Source organism: Mycobacterium paraense (assembly GCF_002101815.1).
Lineage (GTDB): Bacteria > Actinomycetota > Actinomycetes > Mycobacteriales > Mycobacteriaceae > Mycobacterium > Mycobacterium paraense.
The window spans coordinates 34,092-59,018 of record NZ_LQPM01000019.1; the positions used below are offsets into that span (position 1 = coordinate 34,092).

Sequence of the window (24,927 nt, forward strand, 5' to 3'; positions counted from 1 at the left end):
GTTAACCCGGCACGTAGTCGAACTTGTCGGGGTTGGGACCTCGCCTGCCCGCCTCGCCCTTGTCCAGCGCCGAGATCGCCGCCATGTCGGAGTCGTCCAATTCGAAGTCGAACAGCTCGAAGTTGGCCTGGATCCGTTCCGGCGTCACCGATTTCGGGAACACGACGTCGCCGCGCTGGATGTGCCAGCGCAACACCACCTGCGCGGCCGATTTGCCGCGGGCGTCGGCGATGCGGTTGATTTCGGGATCGCCGAGCACCTTGCCCTGGGCGATCGGCGACCACGCCTCGGTGACGATGCCATGTTCGCGGCCGTAGCCGCGGACCTGCTCATTGCCGAAATACGGGTGCACCTCGATCTGGTTGACCGATGGGACGGTCTCGGTTTCCGCGGCGAGCCGTTCGAGGTGTGCGATCTGGAAGTTCGACACCCCGATGCTGCGCGCGCGACCGTCCTTGGCGAACTCCTCGAGCACCTTCCACGTGGAGACGAAGTCGCCGCCGTAGAGCGTGGGCAGTGGCCAGTGAATGAGGAACAGGTCGACGTAGTCGGAGTTCAGCGCCTCGAGCGTCTTGTCGAAGGCGCGCCGCGCGTCGTCGGGCTTGTGAAAGCCGTTGTTGAGCTTGCTGGTAACGAACACGTCGGCGCGGTCGAGCCCGGCGTCACGGATGCCCTGCCCGACTTCCTTCTCGTTGCCGTACATCTCCGCGGTGTCGATGTGCCGGTACCCGATGTCGAGGGCGCGCTTGACGGCGGCCGCGGTCTCGTCGGGCTTGATCTGGAACACGCCGAAGCCCAGCTGCGGGATGCTCACACCGTCGTTGAGTTCGATCGTTGGAACCTTGCTCATGCATCTCCCCCTTCTTCGCCCGGCCAACCCGGCCGGGGAAGCATCTATTCCACTGAGGGAATTACTAACGTCGCCGCCGAGACCGCAAATAGTCGCCCACGACGGCGGCCCCCAGGCCGTCGACATCGGGGACCACGACGCGCCCCTCCACGCGCCGCGCGACCTGGTCGATGAACCGGGCCAGGCCGGGGTCGTCGCCCAACCGGAAGATCGTCACCTGCGCACCGAGCCTCGCCATGTCGTCGAATCCCCGCACGGTGTGGGCGATGGTCCGCGGGTGCGGCGGGTAGTCAAAGAACACCGCGGAGCCGTCCCCGTCGAAGTCCTCCAGGTGTGCGGTCGGCTCGCCGTCGGTCACCACCAGCACGACGGGCTGCGCGTTGGGGTGCCGGCGCAGGTGGCGACCCGCGAGCGCCAGCGCGTGGTGCAGGTTGGTGCCCTGCTCGTAGACGCCCTCCAGGCCGGTCAGCTCCGCGGCCGTCACGGTCCGGGCATAGCGGCCAAACGCGATGATCTGCAAGGCATCCGAGCGAAACCTGGTGCACACCAGGTGGTTGAGCGCGAGCGCCGTCTGCTTCATCGGCAGCCAGCGATTCTCCATCACCATCGAAAACGAGGTGTCCACCAACAACGCCACGGCGGCCTGGGTGCGCGTCTCGGTCTCGGAGACCTCGACGTCGTCGACGGTGATCCGGATGGGGCCATCGATGGTCGCCGTCCCGGACTGCCGCAGCACCGCATTGGTCAGCGTGCGGGAAATGTTCCACGGCTCGGTGTCACCGAACTGCCAGGGCCGCGTCGCGCCGGTCAGCTCGCCGGCCGCCCCGGCGCGCCGGTGATCCCGCTCGCCGCGGCGTCCGGAAAGCTGTTGCGCCACATCGCGTAACGCCGTCTCGCCGAGCCTGCGCATCGCTTTAGGCGAAAGGCGCCACTGGCCGTCGGAACCGCGGTCCAGGAACCCCTGATTGACCAGCGCCCGTTCCAGTTCGGCCAGGGTGCGGGCGTCGATGGCCGCCTGGTCGCCGAGCTGGCGGGCCAGCGCGTCGAGATCGACGTCGTCCATGGTGGCGCCGGGATAGCTCTGCGACAGCTGCTCGGCCAGCTGCTCCAGCTCGGCGATATCGGAGATCGCCTGGGTGCCTTCGCCCATGCCGAACGGGTTATCCCCGGAGAACTGCTCGGACCCGGTCCAGTCCTCGCCGGGCCGCGCGGCCTGCAGGTGCGCGTCGAGCCGCCCCAATGCCTCCATCAACGCCGGTGACCCGAATGCCTGCTGCGCCAGCGCATCCAGCTCGGCGCGCTGGTCGGGGCTCAGGCTGTTGCGGAAGCGTTGCGCCGCGGCGGCGCGCTTGGCCAGCGAGTCGAGCAGCTCCTCGACGTTGCGCGGGTTCTCCGGGAAGAACTCGCCGTGCTTGTCCATGAAGTCTTCGAAGTCCTGCTGCGAGTCCTGGCCGCGGGCGTGCTTGTCCAGCAACTCGTTGAGGTCGTCCAACATCTCGTTGACGCGCTGGCGATCCTCGTCGGTGGCGCCCTCCAGGGCCTGCTTCATGCCGGCGAAGCGCTGATCCAGCATCTCGCGGCCGAGCAAATCCCTGATCTGCTCGTACTTTTCGCGCGCCTCGTCGCTGCGCCAGTTGTAGTCGGACAGCTCCTGCACGGCCTTGGCCGGCGACGCGGGCAACGCGTCCAGCTGCAGCTCGCCGAAGCGGGCGTCGTCGTCGAGCGCACGGGCCAACTCCTTGCGCTCGGCCAGCACGGCCTCGTCGAGCAGCTTCTTGATCTCCTGCAGCGTGCCGTCCAAGTTGTTGCGGCGCAACAGGTCCCGCCGCCGCTTGTTGGCCTCGGCCGCGAGCCGGTCGGCCCCGGGCATGTTCTTGGTGCCGCGGCGCAGCAACTCCGACAGCGCCCGCCGTGGCGAGGTGCCGGCCATCACGTCCTGGCCGATCTGTTCGAGCGCCTCGCGCAGATCCACCGGCGGCGCCAGCGGGTCAGGCCCGCCGGTGTACGCCGAGTATCGCGACGAATGCCCTCTAGCCATAGACGGTTTGGCCCTCCCCGGACACCTTGTCGATCCGCTTGGCCAGATACAGGGCCTCCAGCGCCAGTTCCAGCGCCGCGGCGCGCTCTCCTTCGGATTCGGCGTGCAGCTTGGCCGCGATCTTGTCGACGACCGGCAGGTTCGGCACCGCCGCCAGCACGTCCTTGGCCGACACCCGCTCGCCCGTCGTCACCGCCGAGCCGCCCTCGACCGCGGCCACCAGGGCGCCGACGTCGATGCCGCCGAGCACCCTGGCCGCGGTGTCGGCCGTAGCCCGGCGCAACAGGTGCTCCAGCACCGCCTGCTCGCGGCCCTCCTCGCCGGACTCGAATTCCAGCTTGCCGCGCAGGACGTCGATCACCGTGTCCAGGTCGACCACCCGGGCCACCGGATCGGTCTCGCCCAGCACCGCGCCGCGGTGGCGGGCGGCGGCGGCCACGGTCTCGGCGGCCGCGATCGCGAACCGCGCCGACACCCCGGACCGCTGATCGATCGAGTTGGACTCCCGCAGGTAGCGCGCGAACCGCGCGATCACCTGCATGAGGTAGTCGGGCACCTGGGCGCTCAGGTGGGCTTCCTGCACGATCACGCCCACCTCGGCGTCGAGCTCCAGCGGGTAGTGGGTGCGGATCTCGGCGCCGAACCGGTCCTTGAGCGGCGTGATGATGCGCCCCCGGTTGGTGTAGTCCTCGGGGTTGGCGCTGGCGACCACCAACACGTCCAGCGGCAGGCGCAGCGTGTAACCGCGGACCTGGATGTCGCGCTCCTCCATGACGTTGAGCATCGACACCTGGATGCGCTCGGCGAGGTCGGGCAGCTCGTTGACCGCGACGATGCCGCGGTGGGCGCGCGGGATCAGCCCGTAGGCGATGGTCTCCGGGTCACCGAGACTGCGGCCCTCGGCGACCTTGATCGGGTCGATGTCGCCGACCAGGTCGGCGACGCTGGTGTCGGGCGTGGCCAGCTTTTCGGTGTAGCGCTCGCTGCGGTGCTTCCAGGCGATCGGCATGTCGTCGCCGAGCGTGGCGGCGCGACGGATCGATTCCGGCGTGATCGGGGTGTACGGGTGCTCGCCCAGCTCGGCCCCGTCGATCACGGGGGTCCACTCGTCGAGCAGCCCGGTCAGCGCGCGCAGCAGCCGCGTCTTGCCCTGGCCGCGTTCGCCCAGCAAAACGAAGTCGTGGCCGGCGATCAGCGCGCGCTCCAGCTGAGGCAGAACGGTGTCCTCGAAACCCAGGATGCCCGGCCACACGTCGTCGCCCTCGGCCAGCGCGGTCAGCAGGTTTTCCCGGATTTCTTGCTTGACTCCCCGTTCGCGGTGACCGGAGGCGCGCAGTTCGCCTACGGTGCGGGGCAGATTGCTGGGTGATAGCACCACTCCACGCTACGCGCTGCCTCTCCGGCCCACGCGCCGAACGTTCAGTGAGCGAAGTGCCGGGCTCCGGTGAGGTATAAGGTGACGCCCGCGTTCGCGGCGGCCGCGGTCACCTCTTCGTCGCGCACCGACCCGCCCGGATGCACCACCGCCCTGACCCCGGCGCCGGTCAGCGTCTCGAGCCCGTCGGGGAACGGGAAGAACGCATCGGAGGCCGCGACCGCGCCGCGGACCCGGTCGCCCCCTCTTTCAACCGCCAACCGGGCGGCGTCGACCCGGTTGACCTGACCCATGCCGACGCCGACGGTCGCGCCGTTGGCGGCGATCACGATCGCGTTCGACTTGACCGCGCGGCAGGCGCGCCACGCAAACACCAGGTCGGTCAAGGTGTTCGGGTCCGCCGGCGCCCCGGCCGCCAGTGTCCAGTTCGCGGGGTTGTCGCCGTGCGCGTCGAGCTGGTCGCGCTGTTGCACCAGCAGGCCGCCGCTGATCGGGCGCAGCTCGGTGCCGCCGGCCAGCGGCTCGGAGGCCACCAGCACACGGATGTTCTTCTTGCGCGTCAACGCGTCGACGGCGCCCGGCGCGTACGCGGGCGCGACGATCACCTCGGTGAAGATGGTGCTCACGTACTCCGCCATCTCGACGGTGACTTCGGTGTTGGCCGCGATCACCCCGCCGAAGGCGCTCAGCGGGTCGCATTCGTGGGCCTTGCGGTGCGCGTCGGCAACCGAGACCGACGAGATCGCGATCCCGCAGGGGTTGGCGTGCTTGATGATCGCCACACAGATCTCGTCGTGGTCGAAGGCGGCCCGCCAGGCCGCGTCCGCGTCGGTGAAGTTGTTGTAGGACATCTCTTTTCCGTGCAGCTGCTCGGCCTGCGCCAGGCCCGGCCACGCGCCGGGGTCGGCGTACAGCGCCGCCTGCTGGTGCGGGTTCTCGCCGTAGCGCAGCATCGCCGTGCGCCGCCAGCTGCCCGCCAACCACTGCGGGAAGTTGGTGGGCGGGTGCTCGGGCGCCAGCGTCGACTCCATCCAACCGGCGACCGCGATGTCGTAGTCCGCGGTGTGCTGAAAGGCCAACGAGGCCAGCCTTTTACGCTCGGCGAGGGTAAATCCGCCGCTGCGCACCGCGGCCAGCACGCCGTCATAGCCGAGCGGGTCGGTGACCACCGCCACGCTGGGGTGGTTCTTCGCGGCGGCCCGCACCATCGACGGTCCGCCGATGTCGATCTGTTCGACGCACTCGTCGATCCCCGCGCCGGAATCGACCGTCTCACTGAACGGATACAGGTTGACGACGACGAGTTCGAAGGCCGCGATCCCGAGCTGTTCGAGCGCCGCTTCGTGCTCGGGCTTGCGCAGGTCGGCCAGCAGGCCGGCGTGCACCCGCGGGTGCAGAGTCTTGACCCGGCCGTCGAGCACCTCGGGAAAGCCGGTCAAGTCCTCCACGCGGGTGACCGGAATCCCTTTGTCCGCAATGGTCTTGGCGGTCGAGCCGGTCGACACGATCTCCACGCCCGCCGCGGCCAGCCCCTGGGCGAGTTCGATCAGCCCGGACTTGTCGTACACGCTGATCAACGCGCGGTGAATCGCCCTTCTTGACTCGTCGCTCATGCTGCGTTCATCCCAGGGTCGCCTTTCGTCCGGTCCAGGTCACGCCGCGCGTCGCCAGCGCGGCCACCACGTCCACTAGCAGTCGCCGCTCGACGACCTTGATGCGTTCGTGCAGGGTCTCTTCCGTGTCGCCGTCGAGCACCGGGATGGGCTCCTGCGCCAATATCGGCCCGGTGTCCATGCCGGCGTCTACCAGGTGCACCGTACAGCCGGTGACCTTCACACCGTAAGCCAGCGCGTCCGGGACGGCATGCGCTCCCGCGAACGCCGGCAGCAGCGCCGGATGGGTGTTGAGGGTGCGTCCGCAGAAGCGTGAAAGAAATTGCGGCCCAAGGATTTTCATAAATCCCGCGGAGACGATGAGGTCGGGCGAGTGGGCGGCGGTGGCTTCGGTGATGGCCTTGTCCCAGGCCGCGCGGTCGGGGTGGTCGCCGAGGCGGACGGTGAACACGGGCAGCGACGCCGCCGCCGCGACCTCGGTAGCCGGGCATGCGCGATCCACGCCGACGGCGACTATCCGCGCCGGGTAGTCACCGGCGGCCGCCTCGATCAGCGAGCCCAGCAGCGAACCGGTGCCCGAGGCGAGCACCACCACCCGCGCCGGCGCGCTCGGGGGCACCTGGAGGGGTTGGGGCACACGGCGAGCCTAGTCCGGCGACGATGCGCCGAGACTGCGGCCAGCGCGACATCGTCCGGCGTGTCGGCGCGCTCAGCGCAGGCTCGATCACGCTGGCGGCGACTCTTCGTCGGCGGCCGGCTCGTCGTCCTCGCTGACCGGCGGCTCCTCCTCGTCGGGCTCGCCTTCGGGCTCGTCGAAGACGGCCGCGAAATCCGCCGGCTCGTCGGCCGCCGCAACGGGCGCGGCTTTACGGCGCCTGGGCCGGCGCCGGATCCCGCCGGTCATCACCACGGTGACGCCGCCGACGACCGCGAACCAGAAGAACACGCCGCCCAGCAAGGTCCCCTGGTCGACGCCGACATGCCCGAAGTTGCCGAGCCGCCCGCTTCCGCCGTAGGCGAGCAACGACATCGCCAAGGCACCCAGGACGGAGGCGACCAGCAGTTTGGCCATCGCCGGGAGCAGCGGCAGCGCGCGCCGGGCGCATTGCTGCCCGACCGCCACGCCCGATGACGCGCCGACGATGAGCAGCGCCACCCACACCGGCCCCAGCGGCGGCGTGGGGACCGCGGCCAGGATCGGCAGCGCCGGGATGTCGCCGCCGAAAACGGTGAAGGAACTGAACGTCGCGAAGCCGAGATGGGCACTGGATCCGACGGCGACCGCCGACGTGCCGACCATGACGTTCGGCGCGTACAACACCGACAGCACGGTCAGGCTGAACTGGCCGAATATCGAATCGGTGATTCCGTAGAGCTCCTGCATCGTCGACCAGTGCACGATCAGCGACCCCGCCGTCACCAGCCCGGAGAGGCCGACCAGCGCCAGCACGCCGGCCACCGCGGCGCGCAACGAATCGCCGAGCCAGTTGGGCAGCGGGGACGCCGCCAGCGCCCGCCGCCCCACCCGGGACCACACGCCGATCGCGGCGCCGATGGCGTGCACCACCAGCACGCTCGTGAATGCCCGCAGGGCGCTGGGCGTCTGCAGCTCGGTGATCACCGACGACGCGTCGTGGATGACGGCCAGGGCTATCGCCGCCAGCAGCAAGGGGCCGCCCAGCGCCGAGGCGATCACCCAGCGGACCACCAGCCACGACGACTGGGCGGCGGTGGCCCGGGCGCTGGTGCGCGCGGTGCCCCACACCATCAGCAAGACCGGCAGCAGCGGCAGCACGCCCAGTTCGCGGCCACCGATCGAGATAGGAACCTGGTGCACCGCCAGCCACATGCTGGCGATGGCGCCCAACGCGCCGGTCATGTCGCTGTTGGCGATCAGCAACTGCAGCAGGGTCACCGCGGCGACGATGCCGAGTGCCACGACGGCCGGGCCGAACGCCACCCGGACGAGGTCGCGCGCCTGGCGAGCGCCACCTGCCCGGTGGTCCTCGCTTGCTGACACCCTTGTCACTCTTGGCGCACGTGCCCGACTACGCGCGAGGGCGCGCGCTTAGGAGGGCGCCGGCCCAGACGGTGACGACGGCGACTGTTGCTGCTCGTGGCCGGAGGCCGACTGGCCACCGGTCTGGCTCGCCTGGTCGACCGGACCCGAACCGGCCGGCGACTCCGTGCCGCCCGCGGCGGAGGACGGCGGCGGGCTGAAGCTGGGGAAGCCGGTGGGCGGCGTCGACGGCCCGTGCTGCTGCGCGCCGGGCTGCGGCTGGGCGCCGAATCCGCCCGTCGACGTGGGGATCGCGGCCTGCGTCGGGGCCTGGCTCTGCGGATATCCGCCGTACTGCGAGCCATACGAGGAAGGCTGCGGCGTCTCCTGCTGGTGGGACTGGTGACCGCCGTGCTGCTGCGCACTCGGCTGACCGTAGTACGACGGCTGCTGTCCGTACTGGCCGTACTGGCCGTACTGCTGTCCGTACTGGCCGTATTGGGCATACGGGTCGTACTTGGGCCGTGGCGTCGGCGCCGTGATGACGCCGGCGTCCAGCAGCAGCGCGCCGACGGCGGCGAAGGCCTGAATGATGCTGCAGCCGACCAACGGCCACATCGCCCAACCGATGCCGAATCCGGCGGGCGTGTTCACGGTCTCGGTGATGGCCAGCAGCGCGCCCAAAACGGCGACCACCGCGACGATGCCCACATAACTCTTGGCCTTGGGCAGCAGGCCGATCGCCGCCAGCAGGGCGGCCAGCACCGCGACGATGACCGCGGTGCCGGCGTCGCCGGCGCGTCCGCCGCCCGGGCCGAGGTCGGCGCCGATGACGAACGTCGGCCCGAAATTCAGCAGATAGACCGCGATGCCGAGCACCACGACCGCGACATTCAGCGCCAGCGGAAGCTTGCTTTCACCGTCGTCGGTCTTGGCGAAGGACGGTGTGGCGCCTGCGTAGGAGCCGCCGGGCTGCGCGGGTTGATATCCGGAACCACCGGGCGAATAGGTCATGACTCCTCCTGTTGCTTCTTAGCGGCGCCACATTGCAGTGCGACGCTGTGCTTCCAGGCGCGCCACAGCGGAACACCTTCCCCATGTTGCGATGCGGCACGATCGACCAACCACGCTAGCGCACCTTCCGGTGGCCGTGCCGGAGCCACCGGCCTGTCGGCGCGACCAGCGCCGAGGTGTCCCGCTTGCCGAGCGCAGGTAGAACACGTTCTAATTCTGTGCATGGATTACGGCCTCGTGCTTTTCACCAGTGACCGCGGCATCTCCCCGGCGACAGCGGCCAAGCTCGCCGACGACCACGGTTTCCAGACGTTCTACGTGCCAGAACACACCCACATCCCGGTCAAGCGGGAGGCCGCCCATCCCACCACCGGCGACGCGTCGCTGCCCGACGACCGCTACATGCGCACGCTAGATCCATGGGTAAGTCTGGGCGCCGCGTGCGCCGTCACGTCGCGGGTGCGCCTCTCGACGGCGGTGGCGCTGCCCGTCGAGCACGACCCGATCACGCTGGCGAAAAGCATTGCGACGCTTGACCACCTGTCGGGGGGCAGGGTGAGCCTCGGCGTCGGCTTCGGATGGAACACCGACGAGTTGGCCGACCACGGGGTGCCGCCCGGGCGGCGCCGGACCATGTTGCGCGAGTACATCGAGGCGATGCGGGCGCTGTGGACCGAGGAGGAAGCCGCCTATGACGGCGAGTTCGTCCGGTTCGGGCCCAGCTGGGCGTGGCCGAAGCCGGTGCAGTCACACATTCCGGTGCTCGTGGGGGCGGCCGGCAACGAGAAGAACTTCAAGTGGATCGCCCGCAGCGCCGACGGCTGGATCACCACCCCGCGCGACTTCGACATCGACGAACCGGTCAAGTTGCTGCAGGACACCTGGGCGGCCGCCGGCCGCGACGGCGCACCGCAGATCGTGGCGCTGGACTTCAAGCCGATCCCCGAGAAGCTCGCCAAGTGGGCGGAGCTCGGCGTGACTGAGGTGCTGTTCGGGCTGCCGGACCGCCCCGAGGACGAGGTCGCCGCCTACGTCGAACGACTGGCCGGCAAGCTGGCCGCCCTGGTGTAGCCCGCTCAGCCGGCGAAGCAGCGGTTGCCGTAGTCGAACGAGCGCACCCGGACCTCGCGCCCGAGCGGGTCGCCGTCGATCAGCAGGGCGATCAGTTCGTCGTCTTCGGTGGTCGACAGGAACCGGCTGCCGTCGTCGAGCCGGCCGATGACGATGCCGGTCGGACGCCCGTCGTCCCGCCGGACCGTGTACGTCTCGACGGTCCCGCGGCCATCGGCGGTCTCCGTCACGGCCTGGGTCGGCCACCCGGCGACAAGCGCCTGCAACTCCTCGTTGCGATCCGGCTTCCATTCCGCCGGAGCTGTCGAGTAAATCCCGACCGAGTACTTGCTCAGGATGCCGCCGTTGGCCCCGACGAGGCCGAATTGCCCTGGCATGCGTCTCATTTGGGCCACCGTCTCGGCAACCGCGTGCATGGAGTAGTTGTTGCCGGCCCCGCCGAAGAACGGCAGCCCGCCGGTCACCGTCAGGCCCCGCGGGTCGTCGGGCGCGATCCCCAACCCGTCGCAAATGTTGAACACCGGCACCGGAAAGCAGCTGTAGAGGTCGAAGGTGGCGACGTCGTCGACTCCGATGCCGGCCATGCCCAGCGCCTCGCGCACCGCCATGACCGCCGACGGGGAATGCCCGAGATCCGGACGCTCCAGCAGCGGCTGCTCCTCCAGGTCGACGTGCCCATGGAGGTACACCCACTTCTCCTCCGGCACCCCCAGTGAACGCGCCGCCTCGACCGACATCAGCAGCGCGGCCGCGCCCTGGTTGACCTGGTCGCGCGCGACCATCAGCCGCGGGTAGGGCTCCGCGATCATTCGGTTGGCCTCGGTCACGGTGATCAGTTCGTCGACGGTGCGCTCGACCGGCGCGGCGGCGAACGGATTGCTGGCGGCGATCTTGGTGAAGGGCGCGAACAGCTCGGCCATCGTCCGCCGGTACTCCAACGGCCCCAGCCCCGTCCCGGCCCGCCGGGCGTTTTCCAGCAGCCCGTATTGGATCGGCGCGCTGGTCAGGCCGTGGATGACCGTGTAGCGCGAGATGAGCTTCTCGATGCCGTGACCCCGGTCCTCCAGGTCACCGTCGACGGTCTCCGTGAAGTCCGGCTTGTGCTCGGCGTTCGCGAAATGTCGCAGCGTCGAGGTCGCGTCGGAGCCGAAGATCAGCGCCGCCTGCGACCGGCCGGCGGCGATCTCCGCCGCCAGCTCGCTGATCAAATGCTGCGGGCCCTGGCCGCCGACGATCTCGAGGATCGCGCGCGCCGGCTGAGCCCCCAGCCGCTTGGCCACCGACCGCGGGTAGTTGTTCGACCGGCCGAGCACGGCCGACGCGACGGGGCCGGAGATCTCGAATTGCCTGACGCCGGCCACGGTGTCGACGGCCGCGGCCACCGACGCGACGTCGGCCCCGCAGTCCGCCAGGGCCGCCGATGCGGCGGCGGCGACCAACTCGACGGGCGACATCGCCCGGTAGGTGGGGTCGTCGATGCGCTCGGCGGCCTGCCCGACGCCGACGACGACGGGCGTGCGCGCGTCAAGATTCATAGCTCAACTATCTACCGCAGCGGAACTGCGGCCCCGCCACCGGGTCCGGTCAAGCGCCGGCGGCCGCTAGAGCGCGTTGAGAATCTCCCGGGCCAGCGCCGCCGTCTCCGACGGGGTCTTGCCCACCTTGACGCCCGCCGCCTCCAGGGCCTCCTTCTTGGCGGCCGCCGTGCCCGACGAGCCGGACACGATGGCGCCGGCGTGGCCCATCGTCTTGCCCTCCGGGGCGGTGAATCCCGCCACGTAACCGACGACCGGCTTGGAGACGTGGGCCTTGATGTAATCGGCGGCACGCTCCTCGGCGTCGCCGCCGATCTCGCCGATCATCACGATGACCTTGGTGTCGGGGTCCTTCTCGAAGGCCTCGATCGCATCGATGTGGGTGGTGCCGATCACCGGGTCCCCGCCGATGCCGATGGACGTCGAGAAGCCGAAATCCCGTAGCTCGTACATCATCTGGTAGGTCAGCGTCCCCGACTTGGACACCAGCCCCACGGGGCCCGTGCCGGTGATGTTGGCGGGAGTGATGCCCACCAGCGCCTCACCCGGGGTGATGATGCCCGGGCAGTTCGGCCCGATGATGCGGGTCTTGCCGCCCTTCTCCACGTTGTAGGCCCACGCAAATGCGCTGTCCTGCACCGGGATTCCCTCGGTGATGACCACCAGCAGCGGGATCTCGGCGTCGACGGCCTCGATGATGGCGTCCTTGGCGAACTTCGGCGGCACGAAGATGATCGACACGTCGGCGCCGGTCTTCTCCATCGCCTCCGCGACGCCGCCGAACACCGGCAGCTTGACGATCCGCCCGCCCTTGTCCTCGTGCGTGACGGTGGTGCCCGCCTTGCGCGCGTTCACACCGCCCACGATCTGCGTGCCCGCCTTGAGCATTCGCGCGGTGTGGACGGTGGCCTCGCTGCCGGTGATGCCCTGGACGATGACCTTGTTTGCTGCGTTCAGGAAAATGGACATTGGGTCATGTCTCCTTATCTCAGGCGCTCGCCAGCTCGGCGGCCTTGTCGGCGGCCTCGTCCATCGTGGGCACCAGCGTCACCAGCGGGTGGTTGGCCTCGGTGAGGATGCGACGGCCCTCTTCGACGTTGTTGCCGTCGAGGCGCACGACCAGCGGCTTGTTGGCCTCGTCGCCGAGGATTTCCAGCGCCTTGACGATGCCGGTGGCCACCGCGTCGCAGGAGGTGATGCCGCCGAAGACGTTGACGAACACGCTCTTGACCTGCTGGTCGCCCAGGACCACGTCCAGCCCGGCGGCCATCACCTCGGCCGAGGCGCCGCCGCCGATGTCCAGGAAGTTGGCCGGCTTGACCCCGCCGTGCTTCTCCCCGGCGTAGGCGACGACGTCGAGGGTCGACATCACCAGGCCCGCGCCGTTGCCGATGATGCCGACGGCACCGTCGAGCTTCACGTAGTTGAGGTGGTGTTCCTTGGCCTTGAGCTCCAGCGGGTCGGTCGCCTCGCGGTCCTCGAACTCGGTGTGATCGGGGTGGCGGAAATCGGCGTTGGCGTCGAGCGTGACCTTGCCGTCCAGCGCCAGGATGCGGCCTGGGTCGTCCTCACCGAGTGAGGGGGTGCGCACCAGCGGGTTGACCTCCACCAGCGTCGCGTCCTCGGCGACGAAGAGCTCCCACAGCTTGGAGATGGTGACCGCGGCGGCGTCGAGGACCTCGGCCGGCAGGTGGCCTTGCTCGGCGATCGACCGGGCGGTCGCCTCGTCGACGCCCTTGACGGCGCTGACCGGAACCTTGGCGAGCCGATCGGGCTTGGTGGCGGCCACCTCTTCGATCTCCATGCCGCCCTCGACCGAGCACATCGCCAGGTAGGTGCGGTTGGCGCGGTCGAGCAGGAAGGAGATGTAGTACTCCTCGGCGATGTCGCTGGCCTCGGCGACAAGCAGCTTCTTCACGACGTGGCCCTTGATGTCCAGGCCGAGGATGTTCTTGGCGTGCTCGTAGGCGTCGTCGGGCGTCGCGGCGTATTTGACGCCGCCCGCCTTGCCGCGGCCACCGACCTTGACCTGGGCCTTCACCATGACGGGGCGACCGATCTCCTCGGCGATGGCCCGGGCACCCTCCGCCGTGTCGGTCACCCGACCGGGCGTGCTCGGTACGTTGTGCTTGGCGAACAATTCTTTTGCTTGATACTCGAAAAGGTCCATGGGCTCACTGTCTTCGCTCGACTTGCTGCTAGGCCTGTACGTGGGCCCCGCATTGGGGACAGCCGGAATCGGCGACTCGCACGGTGGCACTGTATCCACCCGTCGAACGCCTGCTACCGTCGCGTCCACCGATGTGGCGCAGCTCACCGCGTACCGATACCCCTCAAAAGTGATGCGAATCACAATATTGGTTGGGTTCTTGGCCCGAGGTTGCCAGCCCCGTCGGTTAGCGGATACCTTCCTAGGGTCCAGATAACGTTATGGTCACGATACGAGGACATTTCAGCTTGTCCCAGCACCGTTTGACTCGTCCTTCTGCCGAAACAACAGGCGTGGTGAGGGTAGGTCGCGCAGCAGGCGGCCGGTGGACCGAAGGTCACCGCAACGAAGTCACCGAAATCCTGCCCCTCGACGGGTTCGACTTCGACGACCTCGATTTCGTCGACGAGTCCGCCGATCTCGATGATCTGGACTTCAGCAACGACTCGACCTTCGACAACGAAGCCCGGGTGCTGCTCGCCCCCGAGCTCGACGACCTGCTCGACACGGACGATTTGGGCCCGCTGCTGCTGGCTGCCCCGGCCGCGGTGCCGGTCCCGGCGCGGTTCCAGCCCGCTGCCCCCGCGACCGAGGCGCGTCGCCCCAACTACTCGGACATCACCGACGTCATTCCCGTCATCCGCCGCGGCGGGCAACACCGCAAGCAGCCGACCAGCGCGGCCCGGGGGCGCCTGCTGATTTCGGCGATGGCCGCCGGCGCGGCGGCGGCCGCCGCCCACACGGCGACCAGCCACGCCGATACCCCGAAGACGGAGGCCGTGCTGACCGCCAACGCGTCGGCGCTGTCCGGCGGGGCGGGCAGCAACACGATCCGCGGCGCCCAGGTGGTCGCCGTCCAGCCCGCGGCGAACGCGGCGGTGCACAACGAGGAGCTCGCCAAGGGCGTCGCCTACGCCAACGATCGCGCCCAGCGCGAGGCCCGGCTGCAGCAGCCGCTCTACGTCATGCCCACGAAGGGCATCTTCACCTCCAACTTCGGCTACCGCTGGGGCGTGCTGCACGCCGGCATCGACCTCGCCAACTCGATCGGAACGCCGATCTATGCGGTGTCCGACGGCGTGGTCATCGACTCCGGGCCCGCCGCCGGCTACGGCGCGCTGGTCAAGCTGCGGCACGCCGATGGCACCGTCACGCTCTACGGCCACGTCAACACGACGCTGGTCAGCGTCGGCCAGCGCGTGATGGCCGGCGACCAGATCGCCACCATGGGCAACCGCGGCAACTCCACCGGCCCCCACCTGCACTTTGAGGTGCTCCAGGGCGGAACCGAACGGATCGACCCAGTCCCATGGCTTGCTAAGCGGGGTCTTAACGTCGGCAACTACGCTGGCTGAGGTGACCGCGCCCAACGACCCCGCTGCTCCTGCGCCCACACCCGAGGCCGCCGCACCACCCTCGGAATCGCAGACGCGGATCATCCGGCGCGCACCAACCGGGCCGATGCCCGTCGTCCCGGAGTCCCCGACGACGCAGCTTCCCCGGCAGTCAGCCCCCGATCAGGGCACGTCCTCTGTCCGGCGCGGGCTCGCGGGCCTGCCGGGCCACGAGCCCAGCGGCCGGACCGCCGTCGCCGCCAGCGCCGTCACCATCGTCAGCGGCTGGGCGACGTCGGTGGTGGCCACCGACCTGATCGCGGGGTGGTGGCGGACCGACCGCCTGTTCTGCATCGCGGTCGCCTTCCTCGCGCTGGTCTTCGCGATCACCACGATCTCCGGGGTGATCCTGCTGCTGCAGCATCGGCCGCTGGGCCGTTACCTCATCGCCGCCGGCGCGGTGGTCGCGGTGCTGACCTACGGCGGCGTCTTCATCGCCGGCGCCCGCGTGGCGTGGATCGTCTACACGCTGTGGCTGCTGCCGGTCGCCAGCGTGGCGCTGGCGTTTCACCCGCAAACCAGACGCTGGCTGCAGGCGGACTGACACCTTTAAAGCGCCCGTTGCGCCGAACGTGTTCTGACGGCGAAGAATTGGCGAAAATCTCGCCCTGACGTCACGTTCGGCGCGTCAGAGCTTGCTGACCGGGGCGTGGTTGTGCATCAGCTTCACCCGTCCCGCGCTGCCGAAGTCGATCAGCGACATGGCCGATTCACCGACCCCCGACACCTCCTCGACCCGGCCCAGCCCGTACTTGTCGTGAGTCACCCGGTCGCCGGGTTGCAGCACCAGCAGCGGGCGCTTGCCGGCCCCCGCTCGGGCCGGCGAGGGACGCGGCGCGCCGAACCGACCGGCACCGCTCACGGGAGCGCTGAACGACGACGGCGGCGGGGCGCTGCGCCGCCAGTCGATGAGCTCCTGCGGAATCTCCTGCAGGAAGCGCGATTCCGGGTTGAGCATCGGCTGACCCCAGGAGGACCGCACGATCGCCCGGCTGACGTACAGCCGCTGCCGGGCCCGGGTGATGCCGACGTAGGCCAGCCGCCGCTCTTCGGACAGTTCGGTCGGGTCGTCCAGCGACCGCATGTGGGGGAACATCCCGTCCTCCCAGCCGGTGACGAACACCACCGGGAACTCCAGCCCCTTCGCGGTGTGCAGCGTCATCAGCGTGACCAAACCCGCTCCGTGCTCGGGGATTTCGTCGGCGTCGGCGACCAGCGACACCCGCTCCAGGAACGCCGCCAGGGCGCCAGTGTCGGGCACATCCTCGTCCTCGGGAGTCTCCAGCGCGGCCGCATTGGCTTCGTCGATGCTGAATTCGTGCGCGACGCTGACCAATTCGTTGAGGTTGTCCAGCCGGGCCAGCTCCTGCGGATCGGTGGAGGACTCCAGCTCGCTGCGGTAGCCGCTGCGTTCGAGCACCAGCTCGACCAATTCGCCGAGGTCGTCGTCGAGGTGGCCCCGCAGGTCGTCCAGCAGCTCGACGAAGCCCGCGATCGCCTTCTCCGCGCGGGTGTTCAGCATCGGCACCCTGCCTTCGGCGGCCGCCACCAGCGCGTCGGCGAAGCTGGCGCCGGTGTTCTCGGCGTACACCGCCACGCACGCCTCGGCGCGGTCCCCGATGCCGCGGCGCGGCGTGTTGAGGATGCGCCGCATGCTGACCGCGTCGCCGGGATTGTCCAGCACCCGCAGATAGGCGACGATGTCGCGGATCTCCTTGCGCTCGTAGAAGCGCACTCCCCCAACGACTTTGTAGGGGATGCCGGCGCGGATGAAGACCTCTTCCAGCGACCGCGACGAGTTGTTGGTGCGATAGAACACGGCGACGTCGTTGTAGGTGATCTCGCCCCGCTCGGCGAGCGCATCGATCTCCTCGGCCACGAACCGGGCCTCGTCGTGCTCGTTGTCGGCGACGTAGCCGACGATCAGCTCGCCGGCGCCGGCGTCGGTCCACAGGCGCTTCTCGCGGCGCCCGGTGTTGCGGGCGATCACCGAGTTGGCGGCGGACAGAATGTTCTGCGTGGAGCGGTAATTCTGTTCCAGCAGAATCGTTCTCGCGTCGGGATAGTCGCGCTCGAAGTCCTCGATGTTGCGGATGGTGGCGCCGCGGAACGCATAGATGGATTGATCGGCATCGCCGACCACGCACAGTTCCGCCGGCGGCACCCGACCAGCTGCGTCGGATGAATCCTCCTGGTCCCCGTGTCCGACCAGCTCCCGCACCAGCACGTACTGGGCGTGGTTGGTGTCCTGGTACTCGTCGACCAGCACATGCCGGAAGCGCCGCCGGTAATACTGGGCGATCTGCGGGAAGGCGCGCAGCACCGCGACGGTCTCCCCGATCAGGTCGTCGAAGTCCAGGGCGTTGGCCGTCCGCAGCCGCCGCTGGTATTCGCCGTAGACGGTGGCCACCGTGCGGCTCAACTCGTCGGAGTCCTCCGACAGGTTGGCCACGGCCTCGTCGGGGCCGATCAACTCGTTCTTCAGGTTCGAGATGGCGTTGGCCAGCAGGCGCGGCGAGAAGCGCTTGATGTCCAGCCCCATGTCGCGGCCGATCATCTGCAGCAGGCGCCGCGAATCGTCGGCGTCGTAGATCGAGAAGTTGGAGTTGAGCCCCTCGATCAGCGAGGCCTGGTTGCGCAGGATGCGCACGCAGGTCGAGTGGAACGTGGACACCCACATCGCCCGGGCGCGGTTGCCCACCAGCCGCACCACGCGCTCGCGCATCTCAGCGGCGGCCTTGTTGGTGAAGGTGATGGCCAGGATCTGGCCGACCCCGACGCCCCGCGCCGCGATCAGGTAAGCGATGCGCCGGGTCAGGACCGCCGTCTTCCCCGAGCCCGCGCCCGCGACGATCAGCAGCGGCGAGCCCTCGTGGACCACCGCCAGCCGTTGTTGCGGGTTGAGCCCATCGAGCAGCTGGTCTGCCTCGGGGGTCGACTTGGCTTCAGTATCACCGGTCACGTGCACACTCATGTCGGTCCAAATCTACCGCCGGGCTCCGACTACTTTGCTGGCCAGGCGGCCCGGCGCGCCGGACCCGGTTTTGCGTGGTCGCGCCCCCTAGTGGCACACTCGATTGGTGCTCAACATGCAGCGCCGATTTTTTTATGGGTACCGGCCAGCGGTGCCCGTGGTGTAGCTGCGTTCGCAGAGCCCCGTGGTCCGCTTCCGGATTCGGGGCTCGTCTCTTTTGTGAGGCCCGATAACGGATGAGACCAGAACCCCCACATCAAGAGAACGCGGAGTTGACAGACATGAACATCGAGATGGTCGAGTCCCAGGAGACCACCGACATCGAGCAGTTGCGCCAAGAGATCGACCGATTGGACGCCGAGATCCTCGCCGCGGTGAAGCGGCGCGCCGAGGTGTCCCAGGCGATCGGCAAGGTGCGCATGGCGTCCGGCGGCACCCGGCTGGTGCACAGCCGCGAGATGAAGGTCATCGAGCGCTACAGCGAACTCGGTCCCGACGGCAAGGACCTGGCGATGCTGCTGCTGCGGCTGGGCAGGGGCCGGCTCGGCCACTGAGCGCGGCGCGCTGGCCTGGCCGGGCGCCGTCGGACCGCATTAGGGTCGGATCATGACCTCCGTGCAAACCATCCCCGACATCACCGCCACCCCGGCGTGGGACGCCCTGCGCAGTCATCACGAACAAATCGGCGCCACCCACCTTCGCCAGTTCTTCGACGAAGACCCCGATCGCGGCCGCGAGCTGACCGTCACGGTCGGCGACCTCTATATCGACTACAGCAAACACCGCGTCACCCGAGAGACGCTGCGGCTGCTGGTCGAGTTGGCGCGCGCGGCTAATCTCGAAGAGCGGCGCGACCAGATGTTCTCCGGCGTGCACATCAACACCTCCGAGGACCGGGCCGTGTTGCACACCGCGCTGCGGCTGCCCCGCGACGCCGAGCTGATCGTCGACGGCCAGAACGTCGTCGAGGATGTGCACGCGGTGCTGGACAGGATGGGCGACTTCACCGACCGGTTACGCAGCGGTGAATGGGTCGGGGCCACCGGGAAAAGAATCAGCACGGTCGTCAACATCGGCATCGGGGGGTCGGACCTGGGACCGGTGATGGTGTATCAGGCGCTGCGGCACTACGCCGACGCCGGAATCTCGGCACGCTTCGTCTCCAACGTCGACCCTGCCGACCTGATCGCGAAGCTGGCCGACTTGGACCCGGCCACAACGCTTTTCATCGTCGCGTCGAAGACGTTCTCCACGCTGGAGACGCTGACCAACGCGACCGCCGCGCGCCGCTGGCTGACCGACGCGCTGGGCGACGCCGCGGTGGCCAAGCATTTCGTGGCCGTGTCCACCAACAAGCGACTGGTCGACGACTTCGGCATCAACACCGACAACATGTTCGGGTTCTGGGATTGGGTCGGCGGGCGGTATTCGGTCGATTCGGCGATCGGCCTGTCTCTGATGGCGGCCATCGGCAAGGAAGCCTTCGCCGACTTTCTGTCCGGATTCCACATCGTCGACCGGCATTTCAAGACGGCCCCGCTGGAGTCCAACGCGCCCGTCCTGCTCGGCCTGATCGGGCTGTGGTACTCCAACTTCATGGGCGCCCAATCGCGCGCCGTGCTGCCCTATTCCAACGACCTGTCCCGCTTTGCCGCGTATCTGCAACAGCTGACCATGGAATCCAACGGTAAGTCGACGCGCGCCGACGGCACACCCGTCACCACCGACACGGGCGAAATCTTTTGGGGCGAACCGGGAACCAACGGCCAGCACGCCTTCTATCAGTTGTTGCACCAGGGCACCCGGCTGGTGCCGGCAGATTTCATCGGCTTCAGCCAGCCCCTCGACGACCTCGCCACCGCCGACGGCACCGGCAGCATGCACGACCTGCTGATGAGCAACTTCTTCGCCCAGACGCAGGTGCTCGCGTTCGGCAAGACGGCCGAGGAGATCGCGGCCGAGGGCACGCCGGCCCACGTCGTGCCGCACAAGGTGATGCCGGGCAACCGGCCGTCCACCTCGATCCTGGCCGACCGGCTCACGCCGTCGGTGCTGGGCCAGCTGATCGCGCTCTACGAGCACCAGGTCTTCACCGAGGGAGTCGTCTGGGGCATCGACTCCTTCGACCAGTGGGGGGTGGAATTGGGCAAGACGCAGGCCAAGGCGCTGCTTCCGGTGATCACCGCCGACTCCTCGCCAGCGCCGCAGTCCGACAGCTCGACCGACGCCCTGGTGCGCCGCTACCGCACCGAAAGAGGGCGCACCAGCTGACCTTTCGCGGGGGGCGCGCCCTCAACCCGTCGGGACGAGCTCCGAACCGAATCGCCGCACAAACGTACGCAGCCGCTCCACGGTCGCGGTTTGCGGATCGCTGAGGTGCAGCCGCAGCAGTTCGCGGCCGGCGGCGTGCAGGACGCGGGCGGTGTATTCGGGATCGTGCAACTGGCGATTGATGCGCAGCAGTTCGCGGACGAAGAAGTCGATGACGGCGGCCTCCGATTGAGCCAGGCGGGCATACAACTCCGGCGGAGCGCCCTGCGGCGGGAACAGGAACAGCCGCCACGTCGCCGGGTGGGCGTCGACGGCCGCCAGCACCCCGTCGAACGCGAGCACCAGCGACTGATTTTCGGCGGCCGCATCCAACCCCGAGATCGCCTCGGCGAACTGCGCGCCCGCGCGGGCCGCCTCGCGGTCGATCAGCTCCACGAACAGCCCCGCCAAGTCGCCGAATTTCTGATAGATCAACGACCGGTTGATGCCGGCCTGCTCCGCGATGCGGTTCGGTGTGGCCGCGTGGAACCCCTCGGCCTCGACGATCGCGTGCGTGACGTCGAGGATCTGCTCGCGCCGACCCTCGGCGGTCATGCGGCGCTTCGCGGGCGACGACAGCGACGACGTGGTCACGCTTGACAGCATAACTAACACCTTGTGAGTATTACTCACTAACTGTTAGTTAGCGGGAGGCGGCTGGTGATGTCCAAGGCCACGTACTACCCCGAGCTCGAGCGACGTGTCCGCAGCCAGCGCGATTTGCAGCCCGATCTCTACGGCGACTTTGACTTCGACCGGGCGCCGGATCGCCTGGCCACCGAGCCGGACGTCGACTCCGCCCTGCCCGCCTGGGTCGCCGACCGCGCGCCGATCCTGGAAGACGACCGCGTCCTCGAATTGATCAGCACGGCCACCCTGCTCGGCGACGTCGTCGCCGATCCGTACGCGGCGCTGATGGCCACGCGCAGCGTCACGGATCTCATCGACATGGTCAAGAGGGCCTGCCGGGAGGGGCTCGACGCCGTGCCCGAGGCGCCGCCCGAGCTCGTCGCGTTCATCGCCGCGATGGAGGCCACCCCGGAGTGGATCGACTTCGACCTCGTTCGGGAGGGCGCTCGCCAAGAACGCATTCCGGCGGCGCTGCTGGCCCCCTTCATCACGCGGGGAGCCTTCATCGCGACGTTCACCAACACCTATGCCGCGCTGCCGATGGCGCTGACCGGCGCGCTCTCGGGGAAGCGCGCGGCACGGCGGGTCAACGAAACGGCGAGTTTCTTCGCCGTCACGACGCTGCCCGGGGCGCTGGACCGGTACGGCCCGGGGTTCGAGGCCGCGGCCATGGTCCGGCTGATGCACTCGATGGTCCGCTACAACGCCCTGAAGAAATCGGACAAATGGGACACGGCCGTCTACGGCATGCCGGTGCCGCAGGTCGACCAGATGCCGGCGGGAATGATCGGCCAGTACCTGTTGGCCCGCAAGGCGCGCCAACAAGGCCGGACGAAGTTCACCAAAGAAGAGCGTGCCGTCATCGAATTCGCCAGGTATCGCTGCTTTCTGCTCGGCCTCCCCGAGGAGCTGCTGCCCGCGGAGCCCGCCGACATCATCCACGTCATGCACGCGCGCTCGGCGCTACTGCGCCACGGCTTCGACAGCATCTGCCAGGAACTGGTCCGCGGCACGATGGCGGCCTACCTGCGGCCCGACACCACCCTGTTCGATCGCTGCGCCGAGGCGGTCGAAAAGAGTTTCAGCAAGCTCACTTTCGTCCGCACGTTCTGCGGTGGCGATCGCGAGGTGGCCGAGGCCATGGGCGTTTCACTCGGGTCGACGGACCTGCTGCGGGTCGCCCTCACCGCGCCCTTCATCATCGGGCGCTTCACCGCGGTGAGCCAGGCCAGCCGCGTCCCGGTGCTGAGGGACGTCACCGACGCTTATGTCATCGCACTACTGAGGCTGCGGCTGGCGACCTACGGCAAACCCGAATTCACCACCGACGCGGCGCATTACACGCCGGTTCCACACTGACCAACCGGCCCGCTACGCGAACACCTTGGTGAACCGGGGCGGCAGCACCCGCAACAGCTGGACCAGCGGCGCCCACGGCCACCAGGGCACCACCGCGCGGCCCGGCTCGCGCTCAACGGCGGCAACGAGCGCCCTGACTCCAGTTTCGTTGTCCACCATCAGCATTGTGCTCGAGGATTTGGCCGTCATCTCCGACTCGATGTAGCCCGGCTCGATCACCGACACCTTGATCGGGCCGCTGCGGTATTCGGCGCGCAGCGATTCGCCCAGCGAGCTCAACCCCGCCTTGCTCGCGCCGTAGGCGGCCTTGACGCCCGGCACACCCTTGTTGCCCAGCACCGACGAGATGAGCACCAGGTGGCCCGAGCCGCTCTTGGTGAACATCTCCAGCGCCGCTTCGATCTGCACCAGGGCGGACACCAGGTTCGTCTCGATGGTCGCCTTGTTCGCCCACAGCTTGCCGGAGCCCAGCTTGGCGCCCTTTCCAATGCCGGCGTTGACGATGACGCGGTCGATGCCGCCCAGTTCGTCGCTGAGCTCGGCGAAGACCTTCGGCACCTGCTCGTGGTCGTTGACGTCCAACGCGGCGACGGCGATCTTGATGCCCGGATACCGTTGCGTCAGTTCGGCTTTCAGCTCATCGAGGCGATCGGTGCGGCGGGCGCACAAGCCCAGGTCGCGGCCCTTGGCGGCGAAGGATCGCGCCATCCCGGCGCCCAGGCCGGAACTGGCGCCCGTGATGAGGATCTTCTGACGAGTCACCCCGGCAGCATAGCGAGTGCCCGCCCAACGTCGAGTTGTTGGGCTCGATAGGCGGTTTTCCGCACAACAAGTCGACGCTCGAGAGCGGCGGGCGCTACTTGAGCAGCCGCGACATGCGCCGGTCCGCCAGCACCTTGCCACCCGTCTGGCACGTCGGACAGTACTGAAAAGACTTGTCCGCGAACGACACTTCGCGCACGGTGTCCCCGCACACCGGGCAGGGCAACCCGGTGCGGGCATGAACGCGTAGCCCGGAGCGCTTCTCCCCCTTGAGCATCGCCGCGCCCTGGCCGACGGAGCGGCTCACCGCGTCGGTCAGCACCGAGATCATCGCGTCGTGCAGGGCGGTGAGCTGTTCGGCGGACAGCTTGCCCGCCGTGGCGAACGGCGAGATCTTCGCGACGTGCAGGATCTCGTCGCTGTAGGCGTTGCCGATCCCCGCGATCACCTTCTGGTCGGTGATGACGGTCTTGATCCGGCCGCCGTTGCCGGCCAGCAGCCCGGCCAGGTCTTCGGGGCTGAGCTCCAGCGCGTCGGGGCCCAGCGCGGCGATGCCGGGCACCAGCTGCGGGTCGTCGACGAGCCACACCGCCAGCCGCTTCTGGGTGCCGGCCTCGGTGAGGTCGAACCCGGGCGCCTCGCCGGGGGTGCCCAGGTGCACGCGCAACGCGATCGGCCCCTTGCCGGGGCGCAGCGGCGCCGGGGCCAGCTTGTCGGACCACCGCAGCCAGCCCGCGCGCGACAGGTGGGCGATCAAGAACAGCGGCCCGGCCTGCAGCCCGAGGTACTTGCCCCAGCGCTGGGCGCCCGTCACGGGCTGGCCGTGCAGGGCGGTCGTCGGCGGGTCGAAGGTCTTGAGCACGGACAGCGCGCCGACGTCGACGCGGCCGATCGTCGAGCCGACGGCGTGGCGCCGCAAATGGTCGACCAGCGCTTCGATCTCCGGCAGTTCGGGCACGCCCTTCAGTCTGCCGGTCTGAGCAAATAGGTGTCCATGATCCAGCCGTGCCGCGCGCGGGCCTCGGCCCGCAGCGCCGCGATGCGCGGCCCGACCTCGCCGACCGAGCCCGCCACCAAGAGTTCGTCGGCGGTGCCCAGGTAGGCGCCCCACCAGATGCGGGTGCCGGGCGGGCACACGTCAAACGAGCAGTCGGCGTCGAGCATCACCACCGCCGAGCCTGCCAAACCGTGCTCGCGCAGCCGCCGTCCGGTGGTGACCAGGACCGGCTCGCCCACCTCGTTGAGCGGGATGCGGTGCCGGGCCGTCAGCGCCTGCACCGCGGTGATGCCGGGAATGACGTCGAAGCTGAACTCGACCTCGCCCGTGATGGCATCCAGGATCCGCAGGGTGCTGTCGTACAGCGACGGGTCACCCCAGGCCAGGAAGGCACCCACGCCGTCGGGACCGAGTTCGGCGGCGATGGCCGCCGCCCAGACCCGCGCCCGCGCGGCGTGCCAATCCGAGACGGCCTCGCGGTAGTCGGCCCCGGTCGAGCGTTTCGGGTCCGGCAACTCCACGAAGCGGTAGCCCGGCTCCCGGATGAACCGCGCGCAGATCTCGCGTCGCAGGGCCACCAGGTCGCTTTTCCCCTCACCCTTGTCCATCGCGAAGAAGACCTGGGTGTCGTTCAGCGCCTCGATCGCCTGGACCGTCACGTAGTCGGGATCGCCGGCCCCGATGCCGATCACGTGAATATGCCGAGCCAAGAAACCCTCCTTCTTGCTTAAATCAGGGTGCCGAATCGAGACCTCGAAGGCCTAGCCGGGACCCCAAGTACCCAGTACCATGGGTAC

The 24,927-nt window shown here is 68.9% G+C and carries 21 protein-coding genes and 1 pseudogene; 6 read left to right on the plus strand and 16 right to left on the minus strand.

The window, feature by feature from the left end; genetic code table 11:
* Window position 1: 1 nt before the first annotated feature.
* From AWB89_RS16215 to AWB89_RS16245, 7 genes are all read right to left on the minus strand, one after another.
* A complete protein-coding gene (locus tag AWB89_RS16215; RefSeq protein WP_085175018.1) occupies window positions 2-850 on the minus strand; it encodes an aldo/keto reductase in 849 nt (282 codons plus the stop codon).
* Window positions 851-914: 64 nt separating this feature from the next.
* Window positions 915-2,888 carry a vWA domain-containing protein gene (locus tag AWB89_RS16220; protein WP_085175021.1) on the minus strand — a complete coding sequence of 658 codons (1,974 nt, stop codon included), beginning with the start codon at window positions 2,886-2,888 and terminating at the stop codon, window positions 915-917.
* The gene (locus AWB89_RS16225) at window positions 2,881-4,266 is read right to left on the minus strand and encodes a sigma 54-interacting transcriptional regulator (RefSeq protein WP_085098928.1); all 1,386 of its coding nucleotides are present in this window, start codon (window positions 4,264-4,266) and stop codon (window positions 2,881-2,883) included. The genes AWB89_RS16220 and AWB89_RS16225 overlap by 8 nt, the downstream gene beginning before the upstream one ends.
* Before the next feature lie 41 nt (window positions 4,267-4,307).
* On the minus strand, window positions 4,308-5,876 hold the full coding sequence (purH, locus tag AWB89_RS16230) for a bifunctional phosphoribosylaminoimidazolecarboxamide formyltransferase/IMP cyclohydrolase (protein WP_085175023.1): 1,569 nt from the start codon (window positions 5,874-5,876) through the stop codon (window positions 4,308-4,310).
* 7 nt (window positions 5,877-5,883) lie between these two features.
* Window positions 5,884-6,513: a phosphoribosylglycinamide formyltransferase gene (gene purN, locus AWB89_RS16235; protein ID WP_085175025.1), complete on the minus strand. Its 630-nt coding sequence runs from the start codon at window positions 6,511-6,513 to the stop codon at window positions 5,884-5,886.
* Between the two features lie 87 nt (window positions 6,514-6,600).
* Entirely contained in the window at window positions 6,601-7,905 is a 1,305-nt protein-coding gene (locus AWB89_RS16240) for a cell division protein PerM (protein ID WP_085175027.1), read from the minus strand.
* Between the two features lie 39 nt (window positions 7,906-7,944).
* Entirely contained in the window at window positions 7,945-8,889 is a 945-nt protein-coding gene (locus tag AWB89_RS16245) for a DUF5336 domain-containing protein (RefSeq protein WP_085175029.1), read from the minus strand.
* 222 nt (window positions 8,890-9,111) lie between these two features.
* On the opposite strand from AWB89_RS16245, the gene AWB89_RS16255 reads away from it, so the two are divergent.
* On the plus strand, window positions 9,112-9,960 hold the full coding sequence (locus AWB89_RS16255) for an LLM class F420-dependent oxidoreductase (RefSeq protein WP_085098907.1): 849 nt from the start codon (window positions 9,112-9,114) through the stop codon (window positions 9,958-9,960).
* A gap of 5 nt (window positions 9,961-9,965) precedes the next feature.
* Here the strand turns inward: AWB89_RS16255 and AWB89_RS16260 are convergent, their stop codons facing one another.
* The 3 genes from AWB89_RS16260 to sucC form a co-directional block, all read right to left on the minus strand.
* Window positions 9,966-11,495, minus strand: coding sequence for an acetyl-CoA acetyltransferase (locus tag AWB89_RS16260; protein WP_085175033.1), 1,530 nt, complete (start codon window positions 11,493-11,495; stop codon window positions 9,966-9,968).
* 66 nt (window positions 11,496-11,561) lie between these two features.
* Window positions 11,562-12,464 (minus strand): succinate--CoA ligase subunit alpha, encoded by a 903-nt coding sequence (gene sucD / locus AWB89_RS16265; protein WP_085098901.1) that lies wholly within the window; start codon window positions 12,462-12,464, stop codon window positions 11,562-11,564.
* A 19-nt stretch (window positions 12,465-12,483) separates the two neighbouring features.
* Window positions 12,484-13,665: an ADP-forming succinate--CoA ligase subunit beta gene (gene sucC / locus AWB89_RS16270; protein WP_085098898.1), complete on the minus strand. Its 1,182-nt coding sequence runs from the start codon at window positions 13,663-13,665 to the stop codon at window positions 12,484-12,486.
* A gap of 335 nt (window positions 13,666-14,000) precedes the next feature.
* On the opposite strand from sucC, the gene AWB89_RS16275 reads away from it, so the two are divergent.
* Both AWB89_RS16275 and AWB89_RS16280 read left to right on the plus strand, forming a co-directional pair.
* Window positions 14,001-15,059: a M23 family metallopeptidase gene (locus AWB89_RS16275; protein ID WP_241520514.1), complete on the plus strand. Its 1,059-nt coding sequence runs from the start codon at window positions 14,001-14,003 to the stop codon at window positions 15,057-15,059.
* Between the two features lies 1 nt (window position 15,060).
* Complete coding sequence (locus AWB89_RS16280; RefSeq protein ID WP_170929135.1) at window positions 15,061-15,642, plus strand: hypothetical protein; 582 nt, start codon at window positions 15,061-15,063, stop codon at window positions 15,640-15,642.
* A gap of 84 nt (window positions 15,643-15,726) precedes the next feature.
* On the opposite strand, the gene pcrA is transcribed toward AWB89_RS16280, so the two are convergent.
* Window positions 15,727-18,072, minus strand: coding sequence for a DNA helicase PcrA (gene pcrA, locus AWB89_RS16285; protein ID WP_085175038.1), 2,346 nt, complete (start codon window positions 18,070-18,072; stop codon window positions 15,727-15,729).
* Window positions 18,073-18,308: 236 nt separating this feature from the next.
* On the opposite strand from pcrA, the gene AWB89_RS16290 reads away from it, so the two are divergent.
* Both AWB89_RS16290 and pgi read left to right on the plus strand, forming a co-directional pair.
* Window positions 18,309-18,626, plus strand: a complete 318-nt coding sequence (locus AWB89_RS16290) for a chorismate mutase (protein WP_085098889.1) — start codon at window positions 18,309-18,311, stop codon at window positions 18,624-18,626.
* Between the two features lie 52 nt (window positions 18,627-18,678).
* Window positions 18,679-20,343 (plus strand): glucose-6-phosphate isomerase, encoded by a 1,665-nt coding sequence (pgi, locus tag AWB89_RS16295; protein WP_085175040.1) that lies wholly within the window; start codon window positions 18,679-18,681, stop codon window positions 20,341-20,343.
* Between the two features lie 21 nt (window positions 20,344-20,364).
* Here the strand turns inward: pgi and AWB89_RS16300 are convergent, their stop codons facing one another.
* On the minus strand, window positions 20,365-20,937 hold the full coding sequence (locus tag AWB89_RS16300; protein WP_142282557.1) for a TetR/AcrR family transcriptional regulator: 573 nt from the start codon (window positions 20,935-20,937) through the stop codon (window positions 20,365-20,367).
* 108 nt (window positions 20,938-21,045) lie between these two features.
* On the opposite strand from AWB89_RS16300, the gene AWB89_RS16305 reads away from it, so the two are divergent.
* A complete protein-coding gene (locus AWB89_RS16305; RefSeq protein WP_085175044.1) occupies window positions 21,046-22,371 on the plus strand; it encodes an oxygenase MpaB family protein in 1,326 nt (441 codons plus the stop codon).
* 12 nt (window positions 22,372-22,383) lie between these two features.
* On the opposite strand, the gene AWB89_RS16310 is transcribed toward AWB89_RS16305, so the two are convergent.
* From AWB89_RS16310 to cobF, 4 genes and pseudogenes are all read right to left on the minus strand, one after another.
* Window positions 22,384-23,133: an SDR family oxidoreductase gene (locus tag AWB89_RS16310; RefSeq protein WP_085175046.1), complete on the minus strand. Its 750-nt coding sequence runs from the start codon at window positions 23,131-23,133 to the stop codon at window positions 22,384-22,386.
* Window positions 23,134-23,227: 94 nt separating this feature from the next.
* A complete protein-coding gene (locus tag AWB89_RS28010) occupies window positions 23,228-23,698 on the minus strand; it encodes a zinc finger domain-containing protein (RefSeq protein ID WP_241519391.1) in 471 nt (156 codons plus the stop codon).
* A gap of 147 nt (window positions 23,699-23,845) precedes the next feature.
* Window positions 23,846-24,091: pseudogene (locus AWB89_RS28015) on the minus strand (DNA-formamidopyrimidine glycosylase family protein); the annotation flags it as partial.
* Window positions 24,092-24,096: 5 nt separating this feature from the next.
* Window positions 24,097-24,840: a precorrin-6A synthase (deacetylating) gene (cobF, locus tag AWB89_RS16320; RefSeq protein ID WP_085175051.1), complete on the minus strand. Its 744-nt coding sequence runs from the start codon at window positions 24,838-24,840 to the stop codon at window positions 24,097-24,099.
* Window positions 24,841-24,927 lie beyond the last annotated feature (87 nt).